The organism is Vibrio sp. 5S239 (genome assembly GCF_041439575.1).
GTDB lineage: Bacteria > Pseudomonadota > Gammaproteobacteria > Enterobacterales > Vibrionaceae > Vibrio > Vibrio kanaloae.
Genome location: NZ_JBGOOM010000010.1, coordinates 121401 through 130716, shown reverse-complemented (window position 1 = coordinate 130716; position 9316 = coordinate 121401). Strand labels below are relative to the sequence as shown.

The following is a 9316-nucleotide window of genomic DNA, read 5'->3' as shown; positions in this document are numbered from 1 at the left end:
TGCTTTATTAGAGGAGTGTATTGATAGCAAAGTACTGAGTAAGCTCTTTCCTCAAGTTTGAACGAAGAACGCCGACTAATGACACTGTATGTTCAAGGTATTCTTAATGAAGACGCTTACCTCGAATTTGCTACTCGCTCTCTAGTAAATAAAACACATCAAGAGGTGTGTGCTTTATTAGAGGAGTGTATTGATAGCAAAGTACTGAGTAAGCTCTTTCCTCAAGTGATGCAGGGGAGCTGGTCTTCCAAAATACAAGGGCAGACGATGGTGATTATCTCTGCCATCGTATCGCTCATTCCTGCCTGTGTAGCGAAAAAGCTCAATATTCCGAATGCAGTCGGCATCGAATTAATGGAAGAGTCTGGTCAATATAGTGTTAAAGTTCTGGGGCTTCCAAATCACCCGTACGGTAAGATTGTGAGTTTTAAAGAGTGGCGCACAGCATTTGATCACCAACAAGGCCTCTGTGGTTCAATTAACGACTTGCCTCAATATGATTTGGCCGATCGCCCTCATTTAGCTAACCCACATGAACGTTTAAGAACTCGATCAGATTCTATTCCGTGGTGTGCGGTGTACTGAGCTTAGTCATTGATAGGGACTGTTGCTACTTGAGGCTATCGCGATTAAAAGTAACAGTTAAAATCATAAACATCAGTTGATATTTGGCGGTAAAAAGTACGTTAGTTCTTATCGCCAAATCCCCTTCGAGTGGTAAACACTTTGCTATAAGTTATTGAACATTCGGACTTGTTTAATGCGTATTTTTCCCGTTAGAATGAATTTTATTTCTGCAATATAACTGTCATTTAGCTACTATAAATTTGTCACTCAACTGCAATATTCAAAGTTTAAATTTGGTATATACCATATAGAGAGTGCTGTAGTATGAGCAACCAAACTTATTTGAATATTGAAAACGTTGTAAAACAATTTGGCCAATTTACAGCGTTAAAAGACATCTCCCTATCGATAGATAAAGGCGAGTTCGTCTGTTTCCTTGGCCCGTCTGGCTGCGGAAAAACCACCTTATTACGTGCGATTGCAGGTTTAGACTTACCAACTTCTGGTTCTATCGAGCAAAACGGTAACGAAACAACCTTCTTACCGCCAGAAAAGCGCGACTTTGGCATTGTGTTCCAATCTTATGCTCTGTTCCCAAATCTCACGGTGGAAGAAAACATTGCGATTGGCCTTAAAAACCAAGGTATGTCGACCAAAGAAGCCCTTGAAACGGTGGAATCTTGGTTAGAAACCATCGGTTTACCAACGTCTGCTCAAAAATTCCCGAATCAGCTGTCTGGAGGACAACAGCAGCGTGTGGCTTTGGCTCGTGCTTTGGCTTTGTCTCCAGGCTTGCTACTGCTTGATGAACCACTGTCTGCATTGGATGCAAAAGTACGAACACACTTGCGGGACGAGATCTGTCAATTGCAGCGCAAATTGGGCATCACCACAATCATGGTGACGCACGACCAAGATGAAGCCTTGACCATGGCCGACCGTATTGTGGTAATGAATCATGGAGTTATCGAGCAAGTCGGTGCACCGCAAGAGATCTACCAAAAACCAGTGAGCCGTTTTGTGGCTGAGTTTGTGGGCAGTATGAACTTCATCCAAGCGTCTGTAGCAGCTCAAGGCAAGATGCGCATTGCTGAGTCTATGTTGCCACTACCTGGGTTAGACAACCTGACACCAAAACAGGGTGATGTGTTTGATATCGCGGTTCGTCCTGAGCAAATCCAGTTTGTTGATCGTTTTAATGAGTCCTTACCGGTTCGAATCGTATCAAGCGAGTTCTTGGGGGCGTTTTATCGCGTTGAGTGTCAATTGCAACATGACTCAACGGCGAAAGAGGTCATCGTTGATGTGCCTGTTAAAGAGTTCAATCGATTGAAGCTGCGTCGCAGTGATATCCGTTACGTGGCGTTTGATCAAGAAGGCTTGAGAGCTTACCCATCGAAAAGCTTGCAAGTGATGAAAGACGAGGCGGCGTAATCAATCATGGAATCGACTCAAATGATGCAATCTAATCTGCTATTTCAACGACGAGTACAACCTTTTCTGGCTCGGTTAAGCAAAGACAACGTAATTCTGTTTGGGCTGTTGGCATTTTTGTCTGTAGTCATGACGCTGTTTATCCTGATGCCATTGTGGGCAATGTTGAAAAAGAGTGTTCAGAACGGAGACGGCGAATTTGTAGGTTTACAGAATTTCGCAACGTATTTTGCGTCTCAAAGCCTGTGGCAGTCGGTAGGCAATACCTTCACGCTCGGTTTGTTAGTGACCGTTGTTGTGGGGGTATTAGCGTTTGGTTATGCCTATGCGCTAACTCGTTCATGCATGCCTTTTAAGGGGCTTTTTCAAGTACTGGGTTCTGCGCCTATTCTTGCTCCTTCATTGCTTCCAGCGATCAGTTTGATCTTCTTATTTGGTAATCAAGGTATCGCTAAAGAAGTCTTGGGTGGTAACTCGGTTTATGGCTTGATTGGTATATCACTCGGCTTGATATTCTGGACGTTTCCACATGCCTTGATGATTCTGACCACCTCGTTAAGAACCTCTGACGCTCGTCTTTATGAGGCAGCTCGTGCCCTCAATACTTCATCATTAAAAACCTTTTTCATGGTGACGCTACCTGCGGCAAAGTATGGTTTGATCAGCTCGCTGATCGTTGTGTTTACGCTGGTGGTTTGTGACTTTGGTGTACCAAAGGTGATTGGTGGTAGCTACAACGTGTTATCGACGGACATCTTTAAGCAGGTGGTTGGTCAACAGAACTTCTCTATGGGTGCGGTAACCAGTATCTTGCTGCTATTGCCTGCGTTACTTGCGTTTACAGTGGATCGTTGGGTTCAAAAGAAACAGAAGAGCTTGTTTGATACTCGTTCTGTCGCGTACCAACCTGAACCTAGCACGTTACGTGATGGCTTATGTTTCCTTTACTGCACGATCATCTCTGCTGCTGTGGTTATCGTATTGGGCATGGCGATATACGGATCTATGGTCACCTTCTGGCCTTGGAATAAAACGTTAACGCTAAATAATTATAACTTCGCAGAGATGAGTACTTATGGTTGGACGCCATTCTTCAACTCGTTAACCCTCGGGGCTTGGACTGCGATTATCGGTACAGTGCTGATTTTCTTGGGTGCTTATTGCATTGAGAAAGGCCGCGCCTTCGGTCCTGTTCGTCAAGCAATACAAATGCTCAGTGTGGTACCGATGGCTGTTCCGGGTATGGTGTTGGGTTTGGGATATATCTTCTATTTCAATGACTTGAGTAACCCACTCAACTTCTTGTATGGCACGATGGCGTTCTTGGTGATCAACACCGTGGTTCACTACTACACGGTAGGGCACATGACGGCATTAACCGCATTAAAACAGCTACCTGAGGAGATAGAAGCGACAGCGGCTTCGGTTAACCTACCGCAATACAAGCTGTTCTTTAAGGTGACGGTACCTGTTTGTCTGCCGGCGATTTTAGATATTGCGACATACCTGTTTATTAATGCACTTACCACGACATCTGCGGTAGTATTCTTGTATTCTACCGATACGATACCTGCGTCAGTTTCAGTACTGAATATGGACGATGCGGGACAAACCGGTGCAGCAGCAGCCATGGCAGTCATGATCATGATATCGGCGGCAAGTGCGAAGTTGATTCATATGTTAATCAACAAGTTATTTGAGAAGCGCACCCAAGCTTGGCGCAAACGCTAGCGAACCATTTTATATTGCAGTTGGCCAAGGAGTGGCTGACGACAAGAACAAGAATAAAAGGAAATGAAGTGCAGTACGTAAAAATCAAAGATGTCATCGTAGAGCAGATAGAGTCGGGGATGTTAACGCCACGACAGAAGCTGCCTGCGGAGCGCAAACTGGCTGAATCGTTTGATACAACACGGGTAACGTTGCGTGAAGCGCTGTCTTCACTTGAAGCTGAAGGGCGTATTTATCGAGAAGACCGCCGTGGTTGGTTTATCTCTCCAGCGCCACTGCGCTACGACCCAACGCAAACGCTGAACTTCACTAATATGGCTTTGTCGCAGAGTCGTAAGCCGAAAACAGAATTAGTGGCAGCGAAAGGCATGTTAGCAACCAAGGAAGCAACTAGGCTTCTTGAGCTGCAACCTTTTTCGGATGTTTATCGAGTAGACAGAGTTCGTTACCTTGAAGACCGGCCGGTTGTGTATGTGACTAACTACATTCGACCAGAGTTGTTCCCTAACTTGCTTGATTATGACTTGTCAAAATCGTTGACGGACATCTACCGCGAACACTTTGGCGTGGTGTATCAGAAGATCCGTTACCGTGTGAGTACAACGTCTTTGCTGGGTGAAACAGCGCAAGCTCTGCGTGCGACTTCGGGTTCTCCTGCAATGGTGGTTGAGCGTGTTAACTACAACCAGAATGGCGATCTGATTGATTGCGATATTGAGTATTGGCGTCATGACGCGATCAGTATTGAGTCGATAGCGCAGTTAGAGCGTTAGTCGTACGTTAGAACGCTGGCACATCTCACTTTAAGGATTTGCCGAACTGGAATGATCAAAGGTCTCTTATTTGGAGGCCTTTTTTATCCCTTGTTTTCAGCGACTGTTCTTATCAGTTATCAATTTAGGAATGAAATGGAATTCTCTGCCATCATCATCGTGATTATTTCGGCTCTGCTGCATGCGGGTTGGAATGTCCTAGGTAAATCAAATCAAGGCTCTGGCTCATCTTTCTTTTTAGCGTCTGGCTTTGCCGCTGCCGTGATTCTGACCCCTTATTTGATTTGGTATGTCTACAGCGTCGGCTTTGCAAACATCACAATTCCATTCTGGCAGTTGCTCTTCTTGAGTGGCATTTGTCAAATCATCTATTTAATCGGCTTAGGCATTGCCTATAAACAGGCTGATATTGGTGTTATCTACCCAATGGCACGAGCGCTGCCTGTGTTAATGGTTGGTTTGGGTACTGTATTGATTGGCTATGAGTTGTCATTGAATCAATGGATTGGCTTTGCACTGATTACATTAGGCTGTTTGTTTGTTCCACTGAAACAATTCTCTGAGCTGAGACTTAAGGCTTATCTTAACCTTGGTGTGCTGTGGGCACTAATAGCCGCGATAGGTACCACGGGTTATTCCCTTATAGATAAAGAAGCACTTCTGTTATTGGAGCCGTTAAGCACGCTCACCATTACTAATAAACACACGGCGATTTTTTACCTAGGCATTCAGTTTTGGGCGATCGTAATTCCGCTGAGTATTTGGTTGTTGGTGACCAATCAAAGAGTCGAGTTTGCGAATGCGTGGATACTACGCAAGAATGCCACGCTTGCAGGCATTATGATGGCTTCGACTTATGGTTTGGTGTTATTTGCGATGACCATGACAGAGAACGTCAGCTTGGTGGTGGCACTTAGGCAAGTAAGCATCATCTTCGGCGTCGTGATGGGGATCTATTTTTTAAAGGAAAAGTGGCACATGACTCGCGGTGTAGGTGTTGTTTTCATCATTGCTGGCTTAGTCATCTCACTGAATTAAAAAGAAATTAAAATACACTTCTAACCTATAGTGTGACTTTTCAGTCACATTTTCATTATTGATAGCAAACGTTTTACTAATGTTAAAGATGTGATCCTTCTCATAGACAAAGCTGTTAAGTTACCGGTAACATTCGGCTTAACGTTACCGGTAACATATAACAACAAACCGGACTCTGTGAAACTCATAAGGATACCCAAATGAAAGCTCTGACTAAAACGCTGATCGCTGCTTCCCTCACTGGCCTATTTGCTACTTCAGCAATGGCTGCAGACTTCAAACTTAAGATTCAATCTTCAGATCCATCTGGTGATTTGAACTTCAAGGTTCAGCAGAAATGGGCTGAGCGCGTAGAAACGATGTCTAACGGACGTATCGACATTGATCTTCTTCCTGTAGGCGCTGTGGTTAAGCACACTGAAACGCTAGGCGCGATCAAAATGGGCATCTTAGATGGTCATATCACAGCAACGGGTTACTTCTCTGGTAAAGATCCAGCATTCGGCCTAATCGGTAACATGGTGGGTGCATGGTCAGACACAACACAACTGCTTCAGTACATGAACTACGGTGGCGGTAACGAACTAATGACTGAGCTTTACAAGCCTTACGGTGTTCAGTTCGTTGGTGCTTCAACAACAGGTGTTGAGTCTTTTATTTCTAAAAAGCCAATTGACGGTGTTGCGGATCTTAAAGGTCTTAAATTGCGTGCGCCTGAAGGCTTAGTACAACAAGTGTTTGCAGCAGCGGGTGCGACTCCAGTAAACCTTCCGGGTTCTGAAGTATTTACCGGTCTAAGCAAGGGCGTAATTGATGCCGCGGACTATACGGTATTCTCTACAAACCAAAAAGCGGGCATGAACGACATTGCGACCCACCCAGTTCAACCGGGTTTCCATTCGCTACCGTTAATCGATATCTCTGTTTCTCAAAAGAAATGGGACAAGATGCCTGTGGATCTACAAACGATTCTACAAACATCCGTACGTGACTTCTCTTACGACATGACGACTCAGCTAAAAATGGCTGATCAAGCAGCAGTTAAAGAAGCACAAGCGAATCCAGAAATCACAATTCATGACTGGTCTCAAGAAGAGCGTAAGAAGTTCCGTGAAATTGCAAAAGGTCAATGGAAAGTATTTGCAGAGCGCTCTGACAACGCAGGGAAAGTTTACACTTCCGTTACCGTGTTCCTAGAAGAAAACGGCCTACTGTAATTCAAACCTAGCTTATTGATGGGGGAGGGCGTTGCTCTCCCTTTTTCTCCCAGGAAATTTGGCCCATGACAGACAAAATCCCTCACGCACCAGCAGAAAACGATGAAAAGCCAAGAAACGGGCTTGATCGTCTTATCATAAAATTCAGTAACTTAGTTAGCTGGCTGTTCATCTTCACTGTATTGATCTCATTTTACGAAGTTGTGATGCGCTATGCATTTGATGCCCCGACCACATGGGTACACGAAACGGCTTCATTTATCGGTGGTTCTCTATTCATTATCGGCGGCATCTACGCTTTCGCAGCTGATAAGCATGTACGTGTTGTTCTGATCTACGATTCAGTGTCTAACCAAACACGTAAGTACCTTAATCTTGTTCACCACATAGTTGGCTTGGCCTTTGCTGGCATGCTGGCTTACGCGGCTTACTTCACAGCAGAAGAAGCATGGTTTGCACCTTGGGGTGAATTCCGCTTAGAGACATCAGGCTCAGTGTTAAACGCACCTTATCCTGCGTTGCTGAAAGGTCTGATCTTTGTCGTTTTATGTGTTCTTGTTGTCCAGTTTGTATTGCACCTAATCCAAGAGTTGATGGGTCTAAGGAAGAATGACGATGTTTGATTTATCTTCTATTGGTATCGCATGGGGCAGCTTGCTCATGCTGGTTATGATGATTGGTTTGCTACTCACTGGTATGCAGCTAGCGTTCGTAACAGGCTTTGTCGCGATTTTCTTCACTCTATGCTGGTTTGGCCCTGATGCCTTGCCTTTGATTGCGAGCCGTACTTACAGCTTCGCTTCTGGTTATGTATTTCTTGCAGTTCCAATGTTTGTATTAATGGCCGCTTTACTAGACCGTTCTGGTATCGCGCGTGATTTGTTTGATGCCATGAAATCTGTCGGCCGTAAGGTTCGCGGTGGCGTTGCGGTACAAACGTTATTAGTCGCGGTTTTATTGGCTTCAATGTCGGGCGTTATCGGTGGTGAAACGGTACTACTTGGTATTCTCGCTTTGCCTCAAATGCTTCGTTTGGGTTATGACCGTAAGCTTGCTATCGGTACAACCTGTGCGGGTGGTGCATTAGGTACCATGCTTCCACCAAGTATTGTATTGATCATCTACGGTATGACAGCCAGCGTATCGATTGGTGACTTGTTTAAAGCATCTTTTTTTCCAGCGTTTATTCTTGCGGGTTGTTACATCGGCTACGTATTGATTCGTTGTAAGCTAAACCCTTCTCTCGCGCCTATTCCAAGTGATGATGAGACTGAAGAAGACATCTCAAATCAGCCTAGCTACTTCAAGGCTTTGTTTTTTCCACTGCTTTCAGTCGCAACGGTTTTGGGCAGTATCTACACAGGTATTGCTTCAGTAACAGAAGCTTCTGCTTTGGGGGTCGTTGGTATCATGATCAGCGCACTAATCCGTGGCGAACTGAACTTCAACATGTTGAAAGAGAGTGCCATGGCAACCATGCGTACCTGCGGCATGATCATGTGGATTGGCATCGGTGCAAGTGCACTGGTGGGTATCTACAACTTGATGGGCGGTATTGATTTTGTTGAAGAAACCATCCTTGCCCTAAGTGGCGGCAACGCAACAGTAACGCTACTAATCATGATGGCTATCTTGTTGGTTTTAGGCATGTTCCTTGATTGGGTCGGTGTGGCGCTTCTCACAATGCCAATCTTCGTTCCAATCATTACAGGCCTTGGTTTTGACCCAGTTTGGTTTGGTGTTGTGTTCTGTCTAAACATGCAGGTGTCTTTCTTGTCGCCACCGTTTGGCCCTGCGGCATTCTACCTAAAATCGGTCGCACCAAAAGACATCAGCTTGGGCGAGATATTTACCTCACTACTGCCGTTCATTGCACTTCAAGTCTTGGTTCTGGGGCTGGTTATTATCTTCCCTCAGCTAGCACTTTGGTGGCAATAACAGTAAAGGCCCCTGAGCGGATTTAGTACTCGGGGACCGATCAGCAGCAATATAAGTTTAACTATTAGATTCGAATGTCAGCCCCAGTTTTGGTTGGGGCTTAGGGAAGGCTTGCCTTATGAAAAGCAAAAAAATACTCGTGATGGGCGTATCTGGATGCGGAAAAAGCCTGATTGGTAGCCGTATCGCAGAAGCATTAACGCTCCAGTTTTTTGATGGCGATGATTTTCATCCGCAAAGTAATGTAGAAAAGATGCGTCAAGGTATTCCACTGACAGACGACGATCGTCAAGGATGGCTGGAAACACTGAATAAGCAATATATCGAGCAACCAAGCGCAGTGATTGCTTGCTCGGCACTAAAGCCGCAATACCGCGATATTCTGCGCAACAACAATGAAGATTTGGTGATTGTGTACCTACAGGGCAGTTTCGATACGATTTGGAATCGTCACAAAGCTCGTGAAAATCATTATTTTAATGGTCAAGAGATGTTGAAAAGCCAGTTTGAAACCTTGGTTGAACCTGAGCTAGGTGAAGCGTTATTTGTTGATATCTCACAAGATGTCGATCAAGTAGTAGAAAGTGCAGTTAAACAAATTAAGCAGATAGGCTAAAC

9 protein-coding genes are annotated in these 9316 nt (G+C 44.8%); all 9 read left to right on the top strand.

The genetic code is table 11. From position 1 onward, the window contains the following. Window positions 1–78 precede the first annotated feature (78 nt). Window positions 79–585, top strand: a complete 507-nt coding sequence (locus tag ACED48_RS10555) for an HAD-IB family hydrolase (protein ID WP_241811126.1) — start codon at window positions 79–81, stop codon at window positions 583–585. A 306-nt stretch (window positions 586–891) separates the two neighbouring features. After that, a complete protein-coding gene (locus ACED48_RS10550) occupies window positions 892–2001 on the top strand; it encodes a putative 2-aminoethylphosphonate ABC transporter ATP-binding protein (RefSeq protein ID WP_017058627.1) in 1110 nt (369 codons plus the stop codon). A 21-nt stretch (window positions 2002–2022) separates the two neighbouring features. Further along, window positions 2023–3732: a putative 2-aminoethylphosphonate ABC transporter permease subunit gene (locus tag ACED48_RS10545; protein WP_017058626.1), complete on the top strand. Its 1710-nt coding sequence runs from the start codon at window positions 2023–2025 to the stop codon at window positions 3730–3732. A gap of 68 nt (window positions 3733–3800) precedes the next feature. Then, on the top strand, window positions 3801–4505 hold the full coding sequence (phnR, locus tag ACED48_RS10540) for a phosphonate utilization transcriptional regulator PhnR (protein ID WP_017058625.1): 705 nt from the start codon (window positions 3801–3803) through the stop codon (window positions 4503–4505). A gap of 135 nt (window positions 4506–4640) precedes the next feature. Beyond that, a complete protein-coding gene (locus ACED48_RS10535) occupies window positions 4641–5543 on the top strand; it encodes a multidrug transporter (protein ID WP_017058624.1) in 903 nt (300 codons plus the stop codon). Between the two features lie 200 nt (window positions 5544–5743). Next, window positions 5744–6760, top strand: a complete 1017-nt coding sequence (locus ACED48_RS10530; protein WP_017058623.1) for a TRAP transporter substrate-binding protein — start codon at window positions 5744–5746, stop codon at window positions 6758–6760. A 65-nt stretch (window positions 6761–6825) separates the two neighbouring features. Then, window positions 6826–7383, top strand: coding sequence for a TRAP transporter small permease subunit (locus ACED48_RS10525; protein ID WP_017058622.1), 558 nt, complete (start codon window positions 6826–6828; stop codon window positions 7381–7383). Next, window positions 7376–8698 (top strand): TRAP transporter large permease subunit, encoded by a 1323-nt coding sequence (locus ACED48_RS10520; RefSeq protein ID WP_017058621.1) that lies wholly within the window; start codon window positions 7376–7378, stop codon window positions 8696–8698. Before ACED48_RS10525 ends, ACED48_RS10520 begins: the two co-directional genes overlap by 8 nt. Before the next feature lie 118 nt (window positions 8699–8816). Beyond that, a complete protein-coding gene (locus ACED48_RS10515) occupies window positions 8817–9314 on the top strand; it encodes a gluconokinase (RefSeq protein WP_017058620.1) in 498 nt (165 codons plus the stop codon). Window positions 9315–9316 lie beyond the last annotated feature (2 nt).

Excerpts from the sequence above, each read along its gene's own strand:
- ACED48_RS10555 (WP_241811126.1), top strand. The coding sequence starts at position 79 with ATGACACTGTATGTTCAAGGTATTCTTAATGAAGACGCTTACCTCGAA.
- ACED48_RS10550 (WP_017058627.1), top strand. The coding sequence starts at position 892 with ATGAGCAACCAAACTTATTTGAATATTGAAAACGTTGTAAAACAATTT.
- ACED48_RS10545 (WP_017058626.1), top strand. The coding sequence starts at position 2,023 with ATGATGCAATCTAATCTGCTATTTCAACGACGAGTACAACCTTTTCTG.
- ACED48_RS10535 (WP_017058624.1), top strand. The coding sequence starts at position 4,641 with ATGGAATTCTCTGCCATCATCATCGTGATTATTTCGGCTCTGCTGCAT.
- ACED48_RS10530 (WP_017058623.1), top strand. The coding sequence starts at position 5,744 with ATGAAAGCTCTGACTAAAACGCTGATCGCTGCTTCCCTCACTGGCCTA.
- ACED48_RS10525 (WP_017058622.1), top strand. The coding sequence starts at position 6,826 with ATGACAGACAAAATCCCTCACGCACCAGCAGAAAACGATGAAAAGCCA.
- ACED48_RS10520 (WP_017058621.1), top strand. The coding sequence starts at position 7,376 with ATGTTTGATTTATCTTCTATTGGTATCGCATGGGGCAGCTTGCTCATG.
- ACED48_RS10515 (WP_017058620.1), top strand. The coding sequence starts at position 8,817 with ATGAAAAGCAAAAAAATACTCGTGATGGGCGTATCTGGATGCGGAAAA.